This window comes from Flavonifractor sp. AGMB03687 (assembly GCF_017811815.1).
Classification (GTDB): Bacteria; Bacillota; Clostridia; order Oscillospirales; family Oscillospiraceae; genus Flavonifractor.
Window position 1 is genome coordinate 33809 of the sequence record NZ_JADKZI010000012.1, and the last position, 21716, is coordinate 55524.

The following is a 21716-nucleotide window of genomic DNA, read 5'->3' on the forward strand; positions in this document are numbered from 1 at the left end:
TTAATCCACCTCCTTAGGGGGCTGCATGAACTCGGCCAATTCCTTGTTGGAAATACCGTTGTCCAGCAGGCGCTTTTTCAAAGTATCGGAGATCAGGCCGACCTTCCGATGGTGCCCGACCACACGGACATTCCCATCCCTGTCAGTCACATTGTCCTCTACCTCAAACTTATATAGTGTGTGGGAGACGAGCTGACCATCTCGGAAGTCCTCACCCTCCAGGATTTCCATGATTTTGCGGGAGCGATCCTCCAGCTGTTTGGTGAACACCACGATGGGGTAGGCCTCTACCATGATCTCCATGAGCACAGAGTCATCCATACTGTATTTGCGCTTGGCGAGGGTCATCATTCTGCGGTATGTGCTGTTGCAGGAATTGGAGTGAATAGTGGTACAGACCGTGTGGCCGGTTCGGGAGCTCTCTGCCGCAGACAGACTTTCCGCCGCAGACCGCATCTCACCAACGCCGATCACATTGGGATGCTTGCGCAGAACCCGCTCCAAGAGGAAGTCCTGGTTGATGTTCAGAGCCGGATTCTCGCTGGGGCGGGTCAGCAGGTGGATGACAGAATTCAGGATGTTGCCGTTCTCGTCCCGTTTGACCAGATCAAACTCACGGCTGCCCTCCTCGATGGTAATGAGGCGCTGATTGTTGGGTACATTGGAGAGCAGCCAGGCCATGATGGTAGTCTTGCCGGAACCCGTGGAACCAGCGATGCACACACTGACACCGTACCGAATACAGGCCATCAGGAAGTGAAGCATCTCAGCTGTGGCGCTGCCGGAATCCAGAAGCTTCTGTTCAGAGACCGTCTGCTGATTGACGATACGGATGGAGGCATTGATACCAACATCCGGGTCCACGATAGGGGTCTTATCCACGGAGATACGGATGTTCTTATCCAGAAACCCCACCACGCTGGGCATCGTATCGTCGATGACCATGCCGCAGGCGTTGAGCATACGCCGCACCACATCAATGGCGTGCTGCGGAGAAGAGAACTTATCCGGGATCTTGATGCTGCGGCCGCCGGCCTCGATCACCTCAATGTCATTGTAGGCATTGATATTGACTTCCTCGATGCCGGGCTTGTAGATCCATTTCTTCAAAAAGGAGTACCCGGCCATATCTTCATAGAGCTGCTCGCAAAGCTGCTCGGTGGTCAGCCCGCTGATAGCATATTTGCGTTTGACGATGTACTGCACCATCAGTTCTTTCAGCAAGGCTGTGGCCCGCTCGGCATTGGCTTCGCCAGCTTCGGCAATGGTGGATGCGTGATTCTCAGCAAAATACCGCTGCACATCCTCCAACACCTGGTCATAGGTCAGCTCCTGATTGGCGGCAGGCGCAAAGAATATGTCGTTGAGGTTATTCATCGGCATCGTCCTCCTCGAACTCTTCCTCATCGTCAGGATCTTCCTCTGCGGCCTGTTCCGCCAACTCCATCTGCTCCAGCGCATCCAGCACCTTGTTGAGCGAAGCGGTGTACTTGGGATTGCAATATTTAATGGCCTGGAACATGCCACCCTCAGTGGCACAACGGTCGATTTCCTTGCCGTAGGGGAGCAAACCATCAAACCCTCCGATGATATACCCCATTTCATCCAGAGCGTGGAACGGCCGGGCCATACCGGCAAAGGTCAGGTGCTGATCGTAGTGAAAACGTCCATCCACCAGCAGCGGCTGATGGGCCTTCAAGTAGTTGATCCCTTTCAAATCAGGGGTGAGCAACCGAACGACCAGATCGCCGGATTCAATGGCCGCCGGTGTGAACACATTGGTCATGTTGGAACTGCAGTCCAAAATGACGAAATCCACCAGTTTGGCTGCCGCATTGACCAGCTGGAGTACCATGGCGTATTTGATTTCCGGGTAACTCAGAGGATTCTCACCAGCGGAATACCCCATCAGGCCAATGAACGGATAGCTTTTCAGAACCGTGACATGGCTTGCCACCAGCGAGGTATCAATCTCTACGCTGCTGAGAACCTGACCCACCGAGGCGTTGGTCTGAATGATCTGATCCGGCAGCCAGACCGGGAGCATGGGAACGCTGATCTCCGCGTTGATGATGATGGCTTTCCGCTTATCTCGGGTCAGGGCTTTTGCAAGAATGGCGGAAAACATACTTTTCCCGCTTCCCGGACTGCCCCAGACAGTAATGACTTTTCCCATCGTTTCCGACCTCCTTCTGTTACTCAGCCGGTTGGCTGGTGTCCGCGGGGGGCGTTTCAGCGCCGCTGTCCGGCGCCTCAGAACCGTCCTCGGCCGTAGGCTCGCTGCCCTCCGTAGTCTCACCATCTTCCGTCAGCGTTTCGGGAAAATAGATCTCCTGCAGAGTTTTGTCCTGCGCTGCCAGAAGTTCCTTGGCCAGCTGATCGTTGTTACGGGAGATCAGGGCCACATGGGCGACGCCGTCGTTTTCCATCTCTGTGATGATCCGGGCCTGCTCAGGTGTCGCCAGAACTGTGATGGTAGCAGATTGCTGCCGCTCTTCGTCCTCCGTGGGTTCCTTGGTGTTGTCCACATTGACACCATCGGAATCGGTAACCGACAGCACTTTAACAAAGCGGAGCTCCGGGACCTCTTCTGCTGTCTCCAGGAAGTGATAGATCCGAATGATGTCGTTGGGCTGGAGCTTGTCGGAGAGGCCGGAGGCCAGCGTCTTAACAGTCATTGAGATAGCTACCTTTCCAGAAGGGATGTCATTGAGTGCCACATCCGAAGAAACCGGAACACTGCTGACCTTGCTGGTAAGGATGTAGTCACCCTCAGCCAGATCCGCGGTTACATACAGGCCCTCCACATCGCTGAGACTGTGCGCAACATTGGAGGGCAGATTGTAGCCGCCAACTTCCACAACCTCGGCATTGTCCGAGGTGATTTTTTCGCCTTTCAGCACCGGCTGCGTGATACGGACGATTTCGGCTTTTCCGTTGGTCTGACGGGCGATGGTGGGGAGGGCAACAAAGGCAATGACTGCTGCCAGGACCAGGGACAAAATGCCGAAGATAAAACGGTTGTTCAATTTCATAAGCATAATCTCCTAATGCAAAAATAGTTCGGCCAATGTCGCCGCAGAGCAGCCGCAGGCCAGAAAAGGTAGAAACGGGATGGACAAAGGGCGCCGATCCCGGTAAATCCGCCGAATCATCAAAATGATGGGCATAGCACATACTGCGGAAACCAGAAAAACGATGGACATACCGGAAGGACCATAGATGAGTCCCAGCACACCGCAGAATTTGATGTCACCGCCGCCCATGCCGGTCCCTCCAGTCACCATGGCAGCAGCCAGAGGAATACTGAATCCAAGCAGAGCGCCTATTAAGGACTTTGCGAATATCGGCCAGAGCCAAAGCGAAGATTGTCCGCAGTCCAGGGCGAACCACGCTTTGATCAGCGGCGCCGCCGCAGCCAGCGGGATAAAAAAGACGAGCGCCCGGTCGGGCACTCGCCGATGAAAGATATCGTAGAAGGCAAAACCGACAATCACCAAAAATGCGGTGAGCAGATATGCCGACCAGATACTATTCTCGATTGGTATACCAGTCATCATAGAGGCTCCCGTTGATCGATACATAATCGTTCAGGTTGATGCTCAGCATCCCATCCGGCGTCCACGTGTCCCAAACCTGAGTAAATACTGTGTAGTTGGTAGAATCCGGGAACCAGATAGGCGTAAAATGCACCGTTCTGTTGTAAGTGGAGAAGTCGTTGGGCTGGAAGGTGAATTTTGCACTTCGACCACTGGACACCCGCTGCAGAAGACGCAGATAGGTTTGGTACTGGAATTCCGGAAACACAGAAAACGCCGTCTGCGGATGGGTAATGTGACTGGTGGGTGCATCGGTGGAGAGCGTTGCGGTCACATCCTGCTTGACGCCATACCCGCTCTTCATGGCCTTGCCGGAGGCAGTCGGTACAATATCATCCGGCATCAAGGACATGACACCGCTGATCGAAGCGGAGTAACCGGTGTATTCATACTCCCAATAGCCTTCATCAACCCAGTGCCCGCCGTCTTCTCCGTGGTCACACCATACCCACACCGGCACCCAGTAACAGCTCCAAACACCCCAGTTGGCGGTCAGCTTCTGTGTTTCGCTGGGAAGGGACGGCAGTGTATAGCTCGGATTGGTATCCGTAGCTACGGGATCAGGCGGGATGTGTTCGTTCAGATCTACGATCTTCGCCACAAAGGTATCCTGAGCGGTATAAGCGCCACTGACGGATACCGTTATAGTGACTGTCTGGGGAGTGGAGGGAGTGTGCCATTTGACCCAGACTTTCTGGCTGTCGCCAGCCGGAATCACGATATTGTTGACCCGGTAGGATGTGCCGAGAATAGAAAAAGTCACCGAGGCGGGGTTATCCGGTGTAAGGTCGGTGTCAGTACGAAGTGTCACGGTCGTGATTACATCGGTATCTACCCGATACTCTACATCAGGGGCCTCAATCTCGCCTTCGGGCGGGATTTCATCAAACCAGACGATGCCAACGCCGAGGGTATTGATGATGTCGGAGTTGTTTTGCGTCCCGGTGGTGCTGCCGCCCCATGCAGAAATGCCCAGGTCACTGAACTCCAGAAACATGCTCAAGGGCAAGTTCTTATGGGTGAGCGAGGTCATAGTCCTTCGCAGTGAACCACCCGCCAGCTGATCGTACAGGCCAGCTTCAGTTGCTGTCATGCAGTAATACTGGCCATTGTGGGTAAAGTAGGCGATGGGCTCGATAAGAAGCTTATATTCGCCGGCAATCATCCGCTCGTAGTCCACACCTGCTGCCTGAGCAACCATCATGCAGGCATATTCTGAGCAGAAGTACCGTTTGATGGCATCAATATTATTCTGCCCGCTGCTGCTGACGATTGTGGGCATAGACTGGGTGGGCTTGATGCAGGTATAGGCCACGCCGGATTGAAGAGAAAGCCCGGTACCGGCCAGATATTGCAGTTTATTGACTTTACCAAAGTGCAGAATGCTGCTGTTCTGCGTACGATTGGAAAAGTCAATCGGAGAAGAGACGGCAGAGCCGCTCGCTGCATCTACCACCGTAATGCGAACGCCGTCATTGCCCGGGTTCCAGAAGTTGGTGCTGGTGCCCTGGCCCATACCACCGCCGCCGCCATCAATGTTGCCGTTCCCGCCGGCAGCAAAAGCAGCGGCAGGAACAAGGCACAGGGTCAGCGCCAGACTGCACAGGAGGGCGAGAAGTCGTTTCAAATGACATCACACTCCAATCATATAAAATTGAAGGGCCGCCACATAGCTGTGACGGCCCTGGAGATCCGTGTTTAGTTGTGGGGCAATCAGCCCATGTTTCCGACTTGCTTGTTCAGGTCACCATCGCTGCCGCCGGTGGACTGCTGCACATCGCCGGGCACCACCCACCCAAAGACGGGATCGTAGACGGCACCACTGCCATTGCTGGAGCCGGGGGCCGGCTCATTACTGGAAGTGGATTCTTCTGCCGGCGGCGCCGTGACTTGAGGTACAGACGGGTCGGGGTTGACATCGTGATCTTTGCCGGGGTCTGCAATCTCTGTCTTGCCTTCCGGAGCAGGGGGCGGAGTTTCCTCCGGCTTGTCCGTATCAGTGAAGTCGATCACCACTTCACTTTCCGTTTCGGAGGTTACCTTGGGGTATTCCTCCTCAGAGCTGGGAGACTGCCCAGGGGAATACGCATCTGCTCCGCCGGAATCATCCCCGTTTTGGGCGCCGCCGTCCGACCAATCGCTGGTGGTGCTGCTGGGAGGCGATTCATCCGGCTTAAAATTCTCCGTTCGATCCCGGCTTACGAACCAGCAGACGCCCAGGATCGCAGCACAGAGAACGGCCAGGACCGAAATGATAAAGCCCTTGGATTGGAAAAACTTTTTCATGTGTGTCCACACTCCTTTTTTACTGTTATATAAAGCATATACTGCGGAACTGACTGATGTTTCAACAGCGCCGCTAAAATTTGGTGTTATGGTAGCCAGTCAACTCTACCCGCTGTGTGATGGTAGGGTAGTTGTGCCCAAACATCCGCACATAGAACTCTACATCACAATAGAAGATATACTCGACTCGGTCGCCCACCACATTGAACTCCAGGCTGATGTCGGATACCTGGTAGTCGTCCGTGGAGAGCGGGATTTTGGAGGCCAGTCCGCCGGCCACCGTGGACTCCAGCATTTCCGTGTAGTCACTGCTGGAATAGAGGGTGCGCAGGTACTCTTCAAAGTTAGTTTCCCGTTGGGAGCGGTAAGTGTCCGCATAAATGGTGGCGCTCAGATTATTCAGCTCCATTTTAGCGCCGTTTCGGATGTTGATGCAAGTGATCCGCACCGAGGTATACAACAGAAGAAAGGAAATGAGCATCACTACGCCGACCACAAAAAAGCAGGCGAAGAAAGTGATCTCACCCCGCTCGTTGCGGAGTGGCCGTCGCAGCCACCGCATAAAATGCTTCATAGGCCACCTCACTTCCAATAGTGTTCGCTGACGCCGGAGCCGCGGGCCACCACAGTGATGTTGACCAGATCCAGATTCCAGAAGCCACCCAGCTTTGCTTCGCCCTCAATGGTGATATAGAAAGGTGTCCCGAGCTGAATGGCTCTGGACATTCCGGCCGGTGTGGGCGACTTGTATGTGGCATCGATGGAGTAGGTTATGTTTTCCGCTCCCTCGATCTCCGAGCACAGAAATTCAAAGAGAGAATCCGTCTCGCTGTTGATGCCACCGGACAGCTGGATCTGCTTTACCATCTGATCGGCTGCGTGATCCAACTCCTGTTTCGTGGAGATGATACCGAACAGATCGATGATAAATGCCAGCAGGACAACGGCGATAAAGATGAAGAACACCGTGGAGAAATAGTTGGCCTCACCTCGCTCGCTCTTCATTGTCCTGCGGGCTTTCTGCAGGAAAGTATGAATGTGAACCACCACCTTTTCTGACAAATGAAAGCAGCCGCCCCCTGCCGGAGCGGCTGCTTTACAAAGTATTGACTGTACCAAGTATAGCAGATATAGATTTACGGCGAAAGGGCAGGACTGCGCCAATGTAGGGGCAAGATTGTGCCAATTCAAACGCTGTTTAGGTTTGCTAGGGAAAATATCCTTGGGGTATGCTCTGTTGCGTCGGTCTAACTTAAAAAATATAAATTTTTCTTTGTAAGAAAAGCCCCCTTTTTTGCGTTGTAAGTGTGAGCAGATAACAGTACTTTTCTTCCGTTGCAGAAAGGAGGTGTTTCTTTGAAAAAAAGCATTATTTCGTTTTTGTTAATCTCTATGCTCGCATTTACAATCATGGCTCCAAGTGTATTTGCAGCAGACGTTGATACTTATGTAATATCGGGTCGACCTTCCCTAAGAATTGAAGGGACAACGGCATACTGTGCTGGAAAGTATAGTAGTGGAAACAAAAATGATTATATTGAGATAGTGATCACATTAAAACAGGGAGAAAGGGAAATTAAGTCCTGGAGCGCCTCAGGGAGAGGAACTGCTACAGTTTCAAAGACTTATACTGTGCAAGCAAAGAAATCATATCAGTTAGTTTTATCTGCGAAGGTTAATGGCAAAGAAAAACCAAGCGTAACAGTAACGGCAACAGGTAAGTAATCAGCAGAAACGAACTCGCACACATGCGAATCTCAAGAGAGAACTCAGCTTGAGAGGGTAATCGTTATCTGAGGAGCCGTCTGTTTACTAACATGGTTTAACTTTGTAAGGATAGGAGGGGAAAGTATGTAAAAAAAGGTGTAAAAGTAATTTCCAAACAATAAGGAGGTCATATCTATGAAGAAAATTTTATCTGCAATTTTGACGTTGGCAGTAGTGCTCAGTGTATCCACTGTAGCATTTGCGGCCAATAACTGCGACGCTACGACAATGGACAACACTCCGGTTGAAGAGGGAGAAACCGCATTTTGGGGGCCGGAAATCACTTACGATTGTCCGGCACCTTTGTCGGAAGAGGTTCCGGAAGGAGAGAGTCTGCTTATTTCCGCTGAGGAGATCAAAACCATGAGCGAAAGTGAATTAGCTAACGCTCTGCATGAGAAAGCCCCTCAACTGACAGAAGAAGAAATTTCCCAGATTGTAAGCTACTACACCAGTGAGGATTTTGAAGCTGGGATTGCTCCCGTGTATGGCCTTTATGACCACCCAGAGTGGTATATCAAGCCTTACATTAAAAGCACAAGGAGAATGGTACAGTATGCGACCCAGTGGATCGGCATCGATGCATATAGATCTTCTGTGGGAATGACTAAGGGCAGATCGGAGACCAAGAGTATCACATTTTCTTTGGGATATACGGGAAGTGCAGAAATTAAAAAGGTAAAAAATGAGCTAAAAGCAAGTTTCAGCCACACATCGAGTGTAACTGTATCGGAGAGCCAAACCTGCCCGGCTTGGACAACGATGAATTGGCGTCCGTATACACTGTTTGATGAACAGACCTATTATGGAAAAATGAAGATTACCACTATTATTCCGAACCCGGGCGGCGTATACCAGAAGGTATGGTATGACGAACATGAAGGCGTAAATAAGAAGTTGGTTTTGGATACCCATGAGGTATGGTCCAGAGAGAATAAGGCGAAGGATGTAAACGCCAGAACTCCGCAGCCTCCAACGGGAAAACCCAATGTGTAAATGTGTAACTGCGCAATAAATCATTATTGTATTGTGCAGGACGCAGGAAAGGGGGCCTCTTACGAGTTGGTAAGAGGCCCCCTTTCCTTTGAGATAACGGTTTACCCGTCACGCCATGTGCGAACGAGTAAACCATTATCCACTTATTTTCCTGTGTGTGTTGTTGACTTCCACTTAACTTTCTTATAGCTTGTCCTGTCCACTGGGGTGTTGGCACTTTCCAGTGGACAGGTTTGCAGAGAGTGACAGTAACGACTTTTTTTGCGGCTGAGTTTGGCCGTGAACTTCCGGCATTTTGAGGGTAGCTATACCCGACCCGAACATTTAGAAACGCTGCATGCCATCTTCATCAACAAATCCTTTTCAAAAAATCCGTCTATAACGAATTGAATGTGTGCTTCATCATCGTACCATGTTATACAACTACTCTGTTCCTCATCGGCTGAAATATATAAGTGTCCAGGACATCCATTAACCGTAACATTCTCGACTTGCATGTTTTCTGTATCGATTAAAATTGCAGATCCCTCTTCAACTCTCACATATTCAAATCGAAGTATATCTCCTTCTTCATTTTCATAATGAATTTCAATATTATTGGAAAACTCTATTGAAGACTCTGTTTCTATATATCCCTGAGGTAAATCCAAAATTTTATACAAAGGCATTTCAATAGAATCTTGGTCTCCAAAGAATCTATAAATAACATATGTTTCATACCACTCTGTAACCCATTCAACTATAGCAGCTCTCACTGTTGGACTAAAAATCATCAACGCCCCCAGAGAGACTGAACATGCGAGCGCAATACTGGCTGCTATGTTTAAGATTTTTTTCCAGCGAGGACGTTTATGCCTCTTTGCCCATCTATTTGGGTTGTAAACCATACTTTCCATCTCTCGGATAAAGCGAGAAGATACATTAACCTGTTCATGTTCAAAAAGTTCTTGAGAAAACTCTTTTTCTGCAGCTTCTAGTAAAATATCTCTTAATATAGAATTTTCCTTGCCTTCTGTCATTTTATGTATCCCTCCTCCCTCAATTTTTTTATGAGTATTGTCCGACCCCGATGAATACGAACGTTAACTGCCGTTTCTGTTAATGCAAGAGCTTTCGAGATTTCCCTTGTGCTGCGTTCTTCTATAAATCGCATTTCCAGCACTGCTCGATATGTATCAGGCATCGACTGTATAACTTCTATAATTGACCGTTCGTCATTTTCTGCGAACCTATCATCGTTTCCGATTATAGCATCTTCAAAAGGTAATTCCTGCTTTTTTCTTCTCAAAATTGTTATAGCTTCATTTTTTACTATAACAACGAGATACGCCCCATATTTATTACTTGGTAAACTCGAAATTCTTTGAAAATTATTTACAACTCGTACCCATGCGTTCTGGACAACATCTTCTGCTGTATATCCATCATCTGGAAAATACCGTTTTGCCACCCGTAGCATAGCACTTCCATACTGATTATATAATGCCGCAAAAAGTTCTCTATCATTGTCACTTTCCAGCATTGATAAAAAGATCAACAAAAACAACCACCTCCTATCTTTTAATGAAAAACTTTATTCTCTTGAAAAATGCTCCGCAAGACCACACCTCAGTACATCGCTTATGGTGTCCATGATACGCTGGATCGTATCACAAGCATCATCAAACGAGACATCTTTTGCATAGTCAAAATCTCTCTGATATTTTTTCCAAAAACCTTGAAGCTGTTCGCTGGAGCGAATCTCGGCGATAATATCCGGATAGAGGTTGAGAACTTTTTGACTGCCTCGCTTATTGGCTGTGCGCTTCAGGGCCTGAAGCAGTGTTTGTGAATCACACTCAGAACCCCGCAAAGAATATAGAATATGTATGTCATAAAAATCTCTCGGGCGCGTGTTGGCAATACTGCGGGACAATACGGTTTCAATTTTCTCTGCCAATACGGTTTCAAGGTTGTAGGCAAGGATGCTGATGGAACGGTCGTCAAACAGCAAAGAAAAAGTGTATTCGATTTCTCGTGGGGTGATAATGTCTCCGGTCGTCACATCTACAGTCAAAGGGACACTGATTGGCGGATAATTTGCTTTCAGCGAAACCCGAATCCCTGGATAATCATCACCCTCGCGGATGTCGGCAATATCCACCAATTCAAAGCGTACATCATCGGCAACCTCCACAGCACAGATTTCTTCAAAAATCCTTCGGATGGCTTCATGTGTCAGAGTGAAGCCTTTGATCGTGGTATCCAAATCCATGGTGGCCCGTGTGTCAAGGCCGACGATTGCGGAAATGAGGAAGCCGCCTTTCAAAATAAAATTCTGCTTATATGCTGAGAGCGAGATCCGCTCCAGCAGTCTCTCTAACATATAGTTTTGCATGACCAACTGAGCGGAAATCTTTTTCTCGGCGGCTTTCTTTTTGATAAAAGCCTTTAGCTGCATCGGATTTTTTGTGATCATAATAGTATCTCCATGTATCGAAGCACCTTGGGTTTTACACGCAGCTGCTCTGCGTACTTCATCAATTTATAAATATCCTTCTCTTTTGACACAGCGTATTTTTTCATTGCTGTGCTTACGATCTGGATGTCGCTCCCGCTGCCGCGAAGAATATCACATATCGTTCTTTCAAGGTCATAAACTTGGAGCGGATTGCCGCAAGGAGAGGGCAATTCCATAACGCCCAGCGAATAATTCTCTGCCACAACGCGTTTGACAAGAATATTTTCCTCTTTCAAGGAGCGTGAGTTGTAGCCTTTGGGAAAGGTCATGGTGTATTGTGCCGGGGTGCGGTCAGAATAACCGTGCAGGTACAATGCAGTATCGTGCGAATAGATTCCGCGCCCGTATCTTAGTTGTAACAGGTAAAGATCGTCTTCCCATGCGTCAGTGCGTACATATAAACCACGTCCGAAACGATAAATCACACCACTGTCTACAAGTTCCTGTAAAATGCTGCGGTGTAGTCCAGCGGAGGTTACCTGCTCCGTGGTAATTGTCCCATTTGGTGATGCATTTAGAAGTGTTTTAATCCGTTCACGATCTGTCATAGGCTTTAGCTCCTTTTTATATCTGACAGTGACACATTATATTATATAAAAATAATGTGCGGATGTCAAGGACGAGCGATACAACGGCACATTATTTTTTGATAAAGGAATGTGCCGTTGTTAAGATGGTGATGCGTTCAATATGAAGTGTTGGTTTTGTGAAAAAGATTCACTTCTCTTTCCGTCTCACCGCACTACATAACGAGGAATGCCGGCGAGCCGCCAGTAAAGCGGCGAAAGCTACCGAGAGCAGCTTTATCAAAGGTATGGTATGATTTTTTGAAAAACTTTTCTCTTTCATTTAGGCCTTGTTTGAAAAATGTGTAGTCTTGTTCTAAAGCAACAAGATAGCAATAGCAGCAAGGTAGACGAAGGCCAGAAAAGAGACATCCAATTTGTCATATCTGGTAGCGACTCTCCGAAACCACTTGATTTTCTGAAAGAAACACTCAATCAGATGCCGCTCCTTGTACAGATGCCAATCTATCGGCCAGGGCTGAGAAACATTTTTCTGAGGCGGAATCACATAACTGGCCCCACGCTCTGAGATATATTCCCGGATGGCTTGCGCACCGTAAGCGCGGTCTGCCAGTATGTTGCTTCCAGTGATTTTGACTTGTTCCAATAGCTCAACGGCGTGAACAGAATCGTGGTCATTTCCAGCTGAGAGAAGGAACTCCACAGGATTCCCCAGGCCATCCACGACAGCATGAATCTTTGTATTCAGCCCGCCTCTGGTGCGGCCAACTGCCTTATTCGCCGTTTTTTTTCCCACCGTTGGCACTTTCGTGTACCTTTATGCAGGTAGAGTCTACGCTCAGGTTCTCCATGTCTGCATCCCCAGAAAGTGTGTGAAATACCCTTTCCAGTGTACCATCATCCCGCCATTTGGCAAATCGGGCATACACTGATTGCCAGGGGCCGTAGGCCTCCGGCAGCTCCCGCCACTGGGCGCCGCTTCGGACAATCCAGAGCATTCCATTCAGCATCGTCCGGTTATCCTTGCGCGGGCGACCTCGCTTTCCTGTTTCTTCTGGTGGCAGCATCGGTTTGATCCGGTCCCATTGTTCTTTTGTTAACTCATAGCGTTTCATGCCCTTAGTTTTACATATTGCGTCCTATTGTGCAACTTTTATTTTTCAAACAAGGCCTAGTATTTGCTGCTAAAAACGTAGTATATGGTGAGGCTGGAAGGAAGGTGGCGCAATGACCGATGATGAAATAATAATAGACCTGTTTTTCGAGTGTGACCAGCAGGGCATACAGAACTAAATGTTAATTTGCGTTGCTTGTGGTAGCAGGATGTTTTGAGTATAATAAAAATGACTTAAAGAGGAGTTGAACTATATGTTTGGAGATAATTTGAAAAAAGTACGAAAAGAAAAGGGGCTTTCTCAAGAGGCTCTTGCAGAGAAAATAAATGTTGTGCGACAGACTATCTCAAAGTGGGAAAAAGGGCTGTCAATTCCAGATGGGGATATGCTTATAAAATTATCTCAAGTTTTGGAGGTGCCTGTGGAAACTTTACTCGGGAGCAAAGTTCCATTGGAAAATACAAACGCTGTTAATCAAGCGATACAATTTCAAATAATAAATAGCCTTTTAGAAAATTCTCAACGAGAAGGTGCTAAAATGTCTGGAATAATGATACTGGGCGCTTTCATTTCGCTGATAGGCGCATTTTTCTCTGTTGCTTTAATGACGCTGGCTACACTAAACGATGTCACATTAAATGGAACAGTAGGAATTATCGGTTTGCTCAAAGGCTATGGTGCTATGGATTTCTTCATAGTATCTATTGCCTTTATTGTTCTGGGCATTGTTCTCTTTGGAATAGGAACATATATCGAGTTCAAAAGCAAAAAGTAATGGTAATTATAGGATGGCTGACAAGCTGGCGCGAGGTGAAAAGTTTATATATCGTCGCCTTTATAGTGATTGTTGCTAATAAGGCAATCGATATCGCTGTTTCGAAAATCCGGTCGCGCATAAAAGACAGATAAGCAGTTCAAACCTTTACGCTATTAAATGTGATAAGGTACAATAAAGGACCTGTTGACAAAGACGAAATATGGGCTGAGAAATTATATTCTCGGCCCATATTTTATCCATTAGCATTGCAGAAAAGATGGCTTTAACCATCCTTTTTAGGTTTAATGCCATGGCAGACAGGAGACATTCCTCAGTCGCTGCAAGAATGCCTCGTTTCCGAATTTTTAAAAGGTTATGCTCTCTTTTCATAGCAGCAAAGCTGCCTTCAGCCCATATTTTTCGTTTTCTCATCATGTACAGGTATTCCGGAGTATTGACCCTTAAATGCCCTCTGTAAAACGCAGGATAGCAGCTGCTGGCCAAAATTCTTCTACGCACACCGGCTGTATCAAAACAAGTCTTACAGGAAGTGCATTTCCGGCAGACATCTCCCTGTACCTGGTAACAACGAAGATATTTCCCTGTGGACTTATTGCAGTTCAGACGGTGATATACAAGAGGCTGTCCCATTGGGCAAATAAATGTATCCTGTTGCGGATCATATGAAAATCCATATTTACTTGGGTCATTGGGAAAACGGATGGCCGGAATATAACCGGTAATTCCCAGTAGTTCCAAGCCCCTGTGAACAGCACCAGTGTCATACCCTCTGTCCAAAGCAACTTTCTCCATAGACAGGCCCAACTGTTTTTGCTGCCGTTCCAAATGCCGCAAAACCAAGAGGCTTTCTTTTTCATTTGCCGGGAATACATCTACTCCTGTAATAATCCCATATTTACAATCTACGGTCGCTTCCATGAGGTATCCCACACCTCGTTTGCTCCCGTGGTGGATATAGCCACACTCAGGATCTGTTGTGCTTGTTGTAATCTTTTTGGTGACTGTATGGCTCGCTGGCTTCTTAAATCCCGGCTGTGATGCAAGCTCCTGGTCCAGATTATCAAGATAGCTCAACATGCTCTGCTCGACTTCAACTTCTATATCCATCCAGCTGTTCCTTGAAACTTCGGCTGGGATGTAGCTGCCATCGGAGGCCATCTCTTTGCCGTCTATCAATTTCTGTTCCATGCAGCATCGGACAATTTCCAGAAAGATCTGTTGGAACAAGCTGCTCTCATTCCACTTGCGGACTCTTGTTTTGCTGAAGGTAGAATGATCCGGTATCTTTTCTCCAAGCTCAAAGCCACAAAACCAACGATAAGCAATGTTTAGCTGAATTTCCTGGACAAGCCGGCGTTCTGACTTGATGCCATAAAGGTATCCCACCAGCAGCATTTTAAACATACTAACAGGGTCAACAGATGGGCGGCCATTTGCAGGGTAATATGGCGCTACAAGATCGTAGATAAAGTCAAATGAAACCATCTGATTGATTTTCCGAAGTAAGTGATCGCGTGGAATTAATTCTGCTATATCCAGAATCACCATACTCATCTGACCGCTTTGCCGTCCCATCATGCTCCATCCCTCCCTTATTTTAATTATACCATGGGAATGGGGTGTTTGGGACTTTTGTCAACAGGTCCAATAAATTGCGCAAATTGAAAACGGCATAAAAAGAGACATGGTTTGCAGACCTCTGGTAGAATGAAGTTACCACACACCATTCTGAAAGGAGTCTGTAAACCATGTCTGAGAAGATTGTACAACTGAACGAGGAAGTAATCAAGGGGCAGCTCAAGGAAATGGTCCGGGGCAGCGTCGAAGAAACGCTGAATGAACTGCTGGAGCAGGAGGCGGAGCTAACCCAGGCTGCCCGCTACGAGCGCAACGAGGCCCGCCAAGGCTACCGCAGCGGCCACTACGACCGGAACCTTACCACCACCTCCGGAGACGTGACGCTCCATGTGCCTCGCCTCAAGGGTGTTTCTTTTGAAACGGCCATCATTGAGCGGTATCGCCGCCGGGAGAGCAGCGTAGAAGAAGCCCTCATTGAGATGTACCTCGCCGGCGTCTCTGTGCGCCGGGTGGAGGATATAACAGAAGCTTTATGGGGCAGCAAGGTATCTCCGTCCACCATCAGCGAGCTGAACAAGAAAGCCTATGTCCACATCGAGGATTGGCGGAACCGTCCCTTACAAGGCGGTAAGTATCCGTACGTTTATGTGGACGGTATCTACCTGCGGCGCAACTGGGGAGGAGAGTATGAAAATGTTGCAATATTGGTGGCAATTGCGGTGAACGAGGACGGATACCGTGAGGTCCTGGGCGCGGCCGAGGGTATGAAAGAGGACAAGGCCAGCTGGGTGAATTTCTTCCAGTGGCTTAAAAGCCGTGGACTGGACGGCGTGAAACTCATTGTCGGGGACAAGTGTCTGGGAATGCTGGACGCTGTAGGGGAAGTGTTTCCTGACGCCAAATACCAACGCTGCACAGTCCATTTTTACCGCAATGTGTTTTCCGTCGTCCCTCGATCCAAGGTAAAACTGGTGGCTAAGATGCTCAAGGCGATCCATGCCCAGGAGAGCAAGAAGGCGGCCCGAGAGAAAGCGAAAGCTGTGGTGGCTCAGCTGAAGGAAATGAAGTTAAAAGAGGCCGCTAAGAAAGTAGAGGATAGTGTCGAGGAAACGCTGACTTACTGTGATTTTCCCTATGAGCATTGGACGCGGATCCGTACCAACAATGTAATTGAACGGCTGAACCGGGAGATTCGCCGCCGCACCCGTGTGGTGGGAACATTCCCGGACGGCAATTCTGCTTTGATGCTGGTTTGTGCCCGATTACGCCATGTGGCCGGAACCCAGTGGGGCAACAAGAAGTACATGAATATGAAGCATTTGGAGGCGGCTCTGGAAGACGCCTCTATTGCTGGCTGACCTCATCCAGCCAGAGTCTGCAAACTAATTTGCGCATAATTCTTGACAGTACCTTAAATGTCTGTTTCGCTGTTCAGAGTAGCAGCAAACAAAAAAGCCCCCGCCCCAAGCACAATCGAGTGCCTACTGGGGTGGGGGCCGCTGTTTTATATTACAGATCCTGATAGCCGGAAAGCCCTTGTGATAATGCCTCAGCAAAACTGCATACCACAAAAGTATTAAAGATTTGTGAGGGAAATAACAACATCGGCAATATCGTTAAGTGACCTGTCGTGGGTAACGATTACTGTTATTTTGCCCTTTTTTGTTGCCGTTAAGTAGTCTTTAAATGCTTGCACAGATTCTCTATCCAGAGCTGATGTGGGCTCATCCAAGACCAATACATTGGGATTCTTTATCAGTGCACGAATAAGGCATATTTTCTGCTTTTCACCCCCTGAAAGATTAGAAGCATTTTCTCCGACTATAGTGTTCATTTTGTTAGGCAGGGAATTGATGAAGCCATCCAAGCCGAACAAATTGGTGTAATAGTCTATCATTCCCTTTTCCTTTGGGGGAGAACCAAGAGTAATATTAAAATAAATAGTGTCCTCAAACAAAAGCGGCTCTTGCTCAACAATACCCAAAAGATTTTGATATATTTTTGGTAAATCAATTTTCCCTATAGGGTACTCATTATAATAAATTTTATCAGCACACTCATTGGTGTATAGCCCCAAAATAGAATTGATTAGTGTTGTCTTCCCGGAGCCATTTGGACCTGCTATAACATATATCTTGCCTTCCTCAAATTCTACTGAAACAGAATTTAAAATATATTTTTGACCGAAGCGTTTCGAATAATTATGTAGGGCAATTTTTGAAATGTGAGTAAGTTCAATAGAACCAATAGGATCAGGAGTTCGTTCAAGAATTTCAGTTATCCGTTTAAATGAAACCATAATATCCTGAACATTTTTTCCTAAAGAGAAGAAGTATCTTGTTGATGTCAGCATGATGCTAAAATAGCTTGATATAATTGTGAACTGCCCTACACTTAATTTGCCTTGTAAAACTAATATACCACCATAAAGGAATAAAAAAATGTGTGCAACACAGAGAATAATACTGTCTAGACCCGTAAAAATATATGATATCTTTTGGTATTGAATTGCAGCGTGAAAAACATGATCAAAAGACGAATTAAGACGATAAATGAATTGTGAACATAATGCGTTTACTTTTAGCTGTTTGATGTGGGATATTTGTTCAAAAAGTTTACTAAAATATTCAGCTTGCTTCTCTTTGAATTTAAAGCTGGTCGTGAACAATTTCTTTTTGAGTATTTGGTATACGATAAAATAGCAGGGAATGAGAATGAACAAGGAGACTGCTATTAGAGGATTAAAAAAGAAAATGACTAAGAATGAAAGTAATATAGTGACAAAATTGATTACAATGCTTTGAATAATACTGATGCAGAAAGTCATGAGTGCATTGGAATCATTATTTGCTTTTTGATTAAGGTAGGCGGTGTCTTCTGACTCGATAAAGGATAATGGTAAATGCTGAATATGAGAAATGACATCACGATTGAGTTCAAATCCCATCCTTGTCTGTAAGGAGATAAATAGCTTATTACTTATGTATCCTAAAAGAACCGAACCTAGCGACAGGGAAAAGTATAAAGCACAATACTGAAGTAGGCTGCCGATGCTGTTGCCGGTAATTAAGTAATCTACGAAATTTCCAGATACATAAGGCGTTGCCAAAGAAAAGCAACCCAGAATAATGCACAGCAAAATATAAAAACATAGTTGCCTACGATGTAGTTTCATGTACTTTTTGCAAAAAAGCAATATATCTTTCATGCCATGCTGTGCCTCCATATTAAGATTACTTTTTAGCTTTGTTTGCAACCTCTAACGCAAAACGCTGGATCTGCTTTTCTAACACGCCTTTTACCTTAAAGCAGCCCTTAGCGTGATATGTGCCAGTTTCATTATAACTAACGACACCGCAGCCACCACCGCAGGCGGGTAAGTAAACGCATTCTCTGCAGTCTTTATCCTCTAAGGGGTTTTTTGACATCCAATCATATAATGCAAAAGACACATTCACTAGCGAACCGTCGTCTCCGATTTCTCCCATCCGATGCTCATCCATACCAGCATGTTCCCAACACTTATATACATTACAGTCTGGAGTAACAGTATATTGACCATCGCTATACAGACCGCAGTACATCCAACGTTGGAAAGGATTTGTATGCATCAAAAAGCCCTGTTTTTCAGCTTCATTCCACAAGTATTCAAGAACATCGCCGATTTCATAATCTATATAGCAGTTACCCGAATATGCGGAGCATGCCGATGTACTACCGCGTACAATTCCAAAGTCTATACCACACATTGTAAGGCCTTCGCCATTATTGCCGAGATAACGCAGTAGATTCACGGCTTCAGTGGTATTAGTTTTATCGATATTGATTCGGATGATTGTACGTAATTTGTTGCTTACTTTAGACAATAACTTAATTGCGCAGATAATGTCGTCGAAGGAACCTTTTCCATTTTTATAAGGACGCCTAGCATCATGAACATCTTTGGTTCCATCGAGAGTAATCTGTACCATGGTACAATTATAATAGAGAAGTTTGTCAATGATCTCAGATGTTATTAAAGATCCATTAGTGATTATACCGCAAAAAAGGCTAATTCCATGTGAGTCGCAGTATTTTTTCAGGTTTTCCAAAATATAAAAGCCCTGTATTATATTTACGAGAGGCTCACCGCCGAATATAAAGACTGCATTTGTTACGATGATGAATAAACTCATATTCGGTCAGAAGTTTATATTAAGACCACTTTTTCATGGGTTACGTAACCAAAACAATGCAGCGAGTTTTCGTAGAATTGAAGAGTTGGAAACTAAAATTGAAAACAACATGGAGCAGAGCCAAGTACTGACAGGTTTAATGGCCAAAGGGTATCTGGAACCTGCTCTGTTTAATAAAGAAAAGAATGCACTGGAGGCAGAAAGAGAAAGGCTTCTTGCCGAAAAGGATCAACTTACTCGTTCCGTCAATGGCAATTTTGCTAAAGTAGATGAAGTTGACCGTCTGCTTAAGTTTGCCACTAAGTCCAAAATGCTCACAGCTTATGAGGATGAGTTGTTTGAAGATTACGTAGAGAGGATTATTGTCTTTTCACGGGAGGAAGTAGGTTTTGAATTAAAATGTGGAATCACATTGAAGGAAAGGTTGGTGAATTAGATGGGTCACACACCCTATGGATATAGAATTGAAGATGGAAAAGCTGTTGTGGATGAAAAGACTTCTGAGCAGGTAAAAGAATTATTTTCCGGATACTTGGCAGGCCTTTCTTTGAAGGAAGCTGCTAAAAAAGCTGGGATAGATTGTTATCATGCCACAGCAGGTAAGATGTTGCAGAACAAGCACTACCTAGGCGATGAATTTTACCCTCCCATTATTGATGAGGAGACATTTGAAAAAGCCAGAGAAGAAAAACGAAAACGAGCAGAAAAGCTCGGGAGGATAAGGGAACCTAAAGATGAACCGAAAACGGATTACCCTGTAAAGTTCAAAGCAAAACCTCTGGTGCAAAAATATGAAGACCCATACAAGCAGGCGGAATATGCCTACAGTTTGATAGAAAGTGAGGTGTAACAAGTGGCAGTGAGTAGAAATGTCACAGTGATTCCGGCAATTAAACGAGTCGGAAATAATAAAACTAGTGAGAGCAAACCCAAAATACGAGTGGCTGCTTACTGTCGTGTTTCAACGGATAGTGAGGAGCAGGCTTCAAGTTATGAAATTCAGATTGAACATTATACAAACTATATTAAGAAAAACAAGGAATGGGAATTGGCAGGGATTTTTGCGGATGATGGTATCACAGGTACAAATACCAAAAAGCGTGAAGAGTTCAACCGCATGATTGAGGAATGTATGTCAGGAAAAATAGACATGATCATTACAAAATCCATCAGCCGATTTGCCAGAAACACGTTAGACTGCCTTAAATACATCCGTCAGTTAAAAGATAAAAACATCGCTGTATTCTTTGAAAAAGAAAATATCAACACCATGGATTCCAAGGGTGAAATTATGCTGACTATTATGGCTTCCCTTGCCCAACAGGAAAGCCAATCCTTAAGTCAGAACGTTAAGCTGGGCATTCAGTATCGATATCAACAAGGTGAAGTCCAGGTCAACCATAAGCGTTTCCTTGGATACACCAAGGATGAAAACAAGCAACTAGTCATCGACCCCGAGGGTGCAGAGGTTGTTAAACGGATTTATAGAGAGTACCTTGAAGGAGCTAGTCTTTTACAAATATCAAGAGGACTAGAAGCAGACGGTATTCTTACAGCGGCAGGCAAAGCCAAATGGAGACCAGAAACACTAAAAAAGATATTGCAGAATGAAAAGTACATCGGTGATGCCCTTCTACAAAAGACATATACGGTTGATTTCCTTTCTAAAAAGCGGGTCAAGAATAACGGCATCGTTCCCCAGTATTATGTAGAAAACAGCCATGAGCCGATTATTCCAAGGGAGCTTTTTATGCAAGTTCAAGAAGAGATGGTTCGAAGAGCAAATCTTCGTGGCCGCAAAGGCGGTAAAAAGCGAGTCTATAGCAGCAAGTATGCTTTATCGAGTATTGTTTACTGCGGACACTGCGGCGATATTTACCGACGGGTACATTGGAATAACAGAGGCTACAAGTCTATTGTTTGGAGATGTGTTAGCCGATTGGAGGAAAAAGGGTCTGAATGCACTGCTCCTACCATAAACGAGGAAACATTGCAGACAGCAGTGGTCAAGGCTATTAACGAGCTTTTGGCTAACAAAGAACCCTTCCTCTCAACCTTGCAGAAAAACATAGCTACTGTATTTAATGAAGAAAATGATAATGCCACCGATGATATTGATGGCAAATTGGAAGAATTACAACAACAGCTTCTTATACAAGCAAAGTCCAAGAATGACTATGAAGATGTGGCTGATGAAATTTACCGCCTTCGAGAATTGAAGCAAAATGCACTTGCAGAGAATGCAGAGCGTGAAGGAAAAAGGCAACGAATCGCTGAAATGACTGATTTCTTAAATGAACAATCCTGCGAGTTGGAGGAATATGATGAGCAATTAGTAAGGCGGCTTATTGAAAAAGTTACGGTATTTGATGATAAGCTCACTGTTGAATTTAAA

General features: G+C 46.1%; 22 protein-coding genes and 1 pseudogene. 7 read left to right on the plus strand and 16 right to left on the minus strand.

Annotated elements, in window-relative coordinates; translation table 11 throughout:
• The 8 genes from J9789_RS16400 to J9789_RS16435 all read right to left on the minus strand — a co-directional run bounded on the left by J9789_RS16400 (position 1) and on the right by J9789_RS16435 (position 6890).
• Entirely contained in the window at positions 1–1377 is a 1377-nt protein-coding gene (locus J9789_RS16400) for a CpaF/VirB11 family protein (RefSeq protein ID WP_040411864.1), read from the minus strand.
• Positions 1370–2176 (minus strand): hypothetical protein, encoded by an 807-nt coding sequence (locus J9789_RS16405; RefSeq protein ID WP_209346722.1) that lies wholly within the window; start codon positions 2174–2176, stop codon positions 1370–1372. Before J9789_RS16405 ends, J9789_RS16400 begins: the two co-directional genes overlap by 8 nt.
• 19 nt (positions 2177–2195) lie before the next feature.
• On the minus strand, positions 2196–3035 hold the full coding sequence (locus J9789_RS16410) for an RcpC/CpaB family pilus assembly protein (protein ID WP_209346723.1): 840 nt from the start codon (positions 3033–3035) through the stop codon (positions 2196–2198).
• Positions 3036–3047: 12 nt separating this feature from the next.
• Positions 3048–3560 carry a prepilin peptidase gene (locus tag J9789_RS16415; RefSeq protein ID WP_209346724.1) on the minus strand — a complete coding sequence of 171 codons (513 nt, stop codon included), beginning with the start codon at positions 3558–3560 and terminating at the stop codon, positions 3048–3050.
• Complete coding sequence (locus J9789_RS16420) at positions 3532–5226, minus strand: hypothetical protein (protein ID WP_209346725.1); 1695 nt, start codon at positions 5224–5226, stop codon at positions 3532–3534. The genes J9789_RS16415 and J9789_RS16420 overlap by 29 nt, the downstream gene beginning before the upstream one ends.
• An 86-nt stretch (positions 5227–5312) precedes the next feature.
• A complete protein-coding gene (locus J9789_RS16425) occupies positions 5313–5885 on the minus strand; it encodes a DUF6550 family protein (protein ID WP_209346726.1) in 573 nt (190 codons plus the stop codon).
• A 73-nt stretch (positions 5886–5958) separates the two neighbouring features.
• A complete protein-coding gene (locus J9789_RS16430; RefSeq protein ID WP_209346727.1) occupies positions 5959–6459 on the minus strand; it encodes a hypothetical protein in 501 nt (166 codons plus the stop codon).
• Positions 6460–6467: 8 nt separating this feature from the next.
• Positions 6468–6890 carry a DUF4320 family protein gene (locus tag J9789_RS16435; protein WP_007712733.1) on the minus strand — a complete coding sequence of 141 codons (423 nt, stop codon included), beginning with the start codon at positions 6888–6890 and terminating at the stop codon, positions 6468–6470.
• 351 nt (positions 6891–7241) lie between these two features.
• Between J9789_RS16435 and J9789_RS16440 the strand changes: the two genes are divergently transcribed.
• Both J9789_RS16440 and J9789_RS16445 read left to right on the plus strand, forming a co-directional pair.
• Positions 7242–7610: a hypothetical protein gene (locus J9789_RS16440; RefSeq protein WP_209346728.1), complete on the plus strand. Its 369-nt coding sequence runs from the start codon at positions 7242–7244 to the stop codon at positions 7608–7610.
• Between the two features lie 177 nt (positions 7611–7787).
• Positions 7788–8648: a hypothetical protein gene (locus tag J9789_RS16445; protein ID WP_209346729.1), complete on the plus strand. Its 861-nt coding sequence runs from the start codon at positions 7788–7790 to the stop codon at positions 8646–8648.
• Positions 8649–8953: 305 nt separating this feature from the next.
• On the opposite strand, the gene J9789_RS16450 is transcribed toward J9789_RS16445, so the two are convergent.
• The 5 genes and pseudogenes from J9789_RS16450 to J9789_RS16470 form a co-directional block, all read right to left on the minus strand.
• Positions 8954–9667 carry a DUF4367 domain-containing protein gene (locus J9789_RS16450; protein WP_209346730.1) on the minus strand — a complete coding sequence of 238 codons (714 nt, stop codon included), beginning with the start codon at positions 9665–9667 and terminating at the stop codon, positions 8954–8956.
• A complete protein-coding gene (locus tag J9789_RS16455; protein WP_209346731.1) occupies positions 9664–10188 on the minus strand; it encodes a sigma-70 family RNA polymerase sigma factor in 525 nt (174 codons plus the stop codon). Before J9789_RS16455 ends, J9789_RS16450 begins: the two co-directional genes overlap by 4 nt.
• Before the next feature lie 33 nt (positions 10189–10221).
• On the minus strand, positions 10222–11106 hold the full coding sequence (locus tag J9789_RS16460; RefSeq protein ID WP_209346732.1) for a nucleotidyl transferase AbiEii/AbiGii toxin family protein: 885 nt from the start codon (positions 11104–11106) through the stop codon (positions 10222–10224).
• A complete protein-coding gene (locus tag J9789_RS16465) occupies positions 11103–11696 on the minus strand; it encodes an AbiEi antitoxin N-terminal domain-containing protein (RefSeq protein ID WP_209346733.1) in 594 nt (197 codons plus the stop codon). Before J9789_RS16465 ends, J9789_RS16460 begins: the two co-directional genes overlap by 4 nt.
• A 334-nt stretch (positions 11697–12030) precedes the next feature.
• Positions 12031–12790, minus strand: a pseudogene (locus tag J9789_RS16470) (IS5 family transposase).
• Positions 12791–13043: 253 nt separating this feature from the next.
• Between J9789_RS16470 and J9789_RS16475 the strand changes: the two are divergent.
• The gene (locus tag J9789_RS16475; protein ID WP_209346734.1) at positions 13044–13565 is read left to right on the plus strand and encodes a helix-turn-helix domain-containing protein; all 522 of its coding nucleotides are present in this window, start codon (positions 13044–13046) and stop codon (positions 13563–13565) included.
• A gap of 147 nt (positions 13566–13712) precedes the next feature.
• On the opposite strand, the gene J9789_RS16480 is transcribed toward J9789_RS16475, so the two are convergent.
• On the minus strand, positions 13713–15146 hold the full coding sequence (locus tag J9789_RS16480) for a transposase (RefSeq protein ID WP_209346735.1): 1434 nt from the start codon (positions 15144–15146) through the stop codon (positions 13713–13715).
• Positions 15147–15316: 170 nt separating this feature from the next.
• Here J9789_RS16480 and J9789_RS16485 point away from each other — a divergent pair, with 170 nt between their 5' ends.
• Positions 15317–16504, plus strand: coding sequence for an IS256 family transposase (locus J9789_RS16485; protein WP_209346736.1), 1188 nt, complete (start codon positions 15317–15319; stop codon positions 16502–16504).
• A 218-nt stretch (positions 16505–16722) separates the two neighbouring features.
• Here the strand turns inward: J9789_RS16485 and J9789_RS16490 are convergent, their stop codons facing one another.
• Together J9789_RS16490 and J9789_RS16495 are read right to left on the minus strand one after the other, a co-directional pair.
• On the minus strand, positions 16723–18354 hold the full coding sequence (locus tag J9789_RS16490; RefSeq protein ID WP_209346737.1) for an ABC transporter ATP-binding protein: 1632 nt from the start codon (positions 18352–18354) through the stop codon (positions 16723–16725).
• Between the two features lie 25 nt (positions 18355–18379).
• On the minus strand, positions 18380–19321 hold the full coding sequence (locus J9789_RS16495) for an SPASM domain-containing protein (protein ID WP_209346738.1): 942 nt from the start codon (positions 19319–19321) through the stop codon (positions 18380–18382).
• Between J9789_RS16495 and J9789_RS16500 the strand changes: the two genes are divergently transcribed.
• From J9789_RS16500 to J9789_RS16510, 3 genes are all read left to right on the plus strand, one after another.
• Entirely contained in the window at positions 19305–19757 is a 453-nt protein-coding gene (locus J9789_RS16500) for a hypothetical protein (protein WP_245185347.1), read from the plus strand. The genes J9789_RS16495 and J9789_RS16500 overlap by 17 nt on opposite strands.
• Positions 19758–20171 carry a recombinase family protein gene (locus J9789_RS16505; RefSeq protein ID WP_000510187.1) on the plus strand — a complete coding sequence of 138 codons (414 nt, stop codon included), beginning with the start codon at positions 19758–19760 and terminating at the stop codon, positions 20169–20171. It begins immediately after the preceding gene.
• A gap of 3 nt (positions 20172–20174) precedes the next feature.
• Positions 20175–21716, plus strand: a 1542-nt coding sequence (locus J9789_RS16510) for a recombinase family protein (protein WP_209346739.1), incomplete at its 3' end; no start/stop codon positions are given.

Bases quoted from the DNA above. Each gene is read 5' to 3' on its own strand.
- J9789_RS16500 (WP_245185347.1), top strand. From the start codon at position 19,305: ATGATGAATAAACTCATATTCGGTCAGAAGTTTATATTAAGACCACTT.
- J9789_RS16400 (WP_040411864.1), bottom strand. From the start codon at position 1,377: ATGAATAACCTCAACGACATATTCTTTGCGCCTGCCGCCAATCAGGAG.
- J9789_RS16405 (WP_209346722.1), bottom strand. From the start codon at position 2,176: ATGGGAAAAGTCATTACTGTCTGGGGCAGTCCGGGAAGCGGGAAAAGT.
- J9789_RS16425 (WP_209346726.1), bottom strand. From the start codon at position 5,885: ATGAAAAAGTTTTTCCAATCCAAGGGCTTTATCATTTCGGTCCTGGCC.
- J9789_RS16415 (WP_209346724.1), bottom strand. From the start codon at position 3,560: ATGATGACTGGTATACCAATCGAGAATAGTATCTGGTCGGCATATCTG.
- J9789_RS16445 (WP_209346729.1), top strand. From the start codon at position 7,788: ATGAAGAAAATTTTATCTGCAATTTTGACGTTGGCAGTAGTGCTCAGT.
- J9789_RS16460 (WP_209346732.1), bottom strand. From the start codon at position 11,106: ATGATCACAAAAAATCCGATGCAGCTAAAGGCTTTTATCAAAAAGAAA.
- J9789_RS16495 (WP_209346738.1), bottom strand. From the start codon at position 19,321: ATGAGTTTATTCATCATCGTAACAAATGCAGTCTTTATATTCGGCGGT.
- J9789_RS16435 (WP_007712733.1), bottom strand. From the start codon at position 6,890: ATGAAGAGCGAGCGAGGTGAGGCCAACTATTTCTCCACGGTGTTCTTC.
- J9789_RS16475 (WP_209346734.1), top strand. From the start codon at position 13,044: ATGTTTGGAGATAATTTGAAAAAAGTACGAAAAGAAAAGGGGCTTTCT.
- J9789_RS16490 (WP_209346737.1), bottom strand. From the start codon at position 18,354: ATGAAAGATATATTGCTTTTTTGCAAAAAGTACATGAAACTACATCGT.
- J9789_RS16450 (WP_209346730.1), bottom strand. From the start codon at position 9,667: ATGACAGAAGGCAAGGAAAATTCTATATTAAGAGATATTTTACTAGAA.
- J9789_RS16430 (WP_209346727.1), bottom strand. From the start codon at position 6,459: ATGAAGCATTTTATGCGGTGGCTGCGACGGCCACTCCGCAACGAGCGG.
- J9789_RS16485 (WP_209346736.1), top strand. From the start codon at position 15,317: ATGTCTGAGAAGATTGTACAACTGAACGAGGAAGTAATCAAGGGGCAG.
- J9789_RS16465 (WP_209346733.1), bottom strand. From the start codon at position 11,696: ATGACAGATCGTGAACGGATTAAAACACTTCTAAATGCATCACCAAAT.
- J9789_RS16410 (WP_209346723.1), bottom strand. From the start codon at position 3,035: ATGAAATTGAACAACCGTTTTATCTTCGGCATTTTGTCCCTGGTCCTG.
- J9789_RS16505 (WP_000510187.1), top strand. From the start codon at position 19,758: ATGGGTCACACACCCTATGGATATAGAATTGAAGATGGAAAAGCTGTT.
- J9789_RS16480 (WP_209346735.1), bottom strand. From the start codon at position 15,146: ATGATGGGACGGCAAAGCGGTCAGATGAGTATGGTGATTCTGGATATA.